Annotated in this window: 1 protein-coding gene; it reads right to left on the bottom strand. The window is 66.5% G+C overall.

Going from position 1 to position 975, the window contains the following annotated elements; all coding sequences use genetic code 11:
* Positions 1–975: outer membrane protein assembly factor BamA (bamA, locus tag AC3A6X_RS36385; RefSeq protein WP_487846714.1), on the bottom strand; the 975-nt coding region annotated here is incomplete at both ends.

Below are 975 nucleotides of genomic sequence, written 5' to 3'. Positions count from 1 at the left end.
CACGTTGATCGCGAGGTCCACCTGGTCCGGCGAGCCCGGCACTTCCTGCGTCTCCACATTCACTTCGGTGAAGAAGCCCAGCCGGTCCACCCGGTCGCGCGACAGCTTGATCTTGTCGCCGTCGTACCACGAGGCCTCGTACTGGCGGAACTCGCGCCGGATCACCTCGTCGCGCGTCTTGTTGTTGCCCCCGACCGCCACCCGCCGCACGTACACCCGCCGCGAGGGCTCCGCCTTCAGGGTCAGCGCGACGCGGTTGTTCACCCGGTCGATCTCCGGCTCGGCCTGCACCCGCGCGAACGCATAGCCGAAGGTGCCGAAGTAGTCGGTGAAGGCCTTGGTGGTCTCGGTGACCTGCTCGCCGTTGTAGGGCTCCCCCGGGCGGATGGTCACCAGCGACTTGAACTCGTCGTCGCGCCCCAGGTAGTTGCCCTCCAGCTTGACGCCGGAGACGACGAACTTCTCGCCCTCGGTGATGTTCACCGTGATGCTCAGGTCCTGGCGGTCCGGGGAGATGGCCACCTGGGTGGAGTCGATGCGGAACTCCAGGTAGCCGCGGGTGATGTAGTAGGAGCGCAGGGTCTCCAGGTCGGCGTTGAGCTTGGCGCGCGAGTACTGGTTGCTCTTGGTGTACCAGCTCATCCAGCCGCCCGAGTCCTGGTCGAAGAGATCGAGCAGGGTGCCCTCGCTGAAGGCCTTGTTGCCCACGATGTGGACCTCGCGGATGCGCGCGGCGTCGCCTTCGGTGACGGTGAAGGTGAGGTTGACGCGGTTGCGCTCGATGGGCGTGACGGTGGTCACCACCTGGGCGTTGTAGAGGCTGCGGCTGATGTACTGGCGCTTGAGCTCCTGCTCGGCGCGGTCGGCCAGGGCCTTGTCGTAGGGGCGGCCGTCGGCCAGGCCCACTTCGCGCAGGGCCTTCTGCAGCGCTGCCTTGTCGAATTCCTTGGTGCCGACGAAGTCGACGTCTGCGAT

The organism is Variovorax sp. Soil_C_12, from assembly GCF_057657375.1.
The sequence above is the reverse complement of the archived record's forward strand: the minus strand, read 5'-3'. Positions and strand labels throughout refer to the sequence as shown.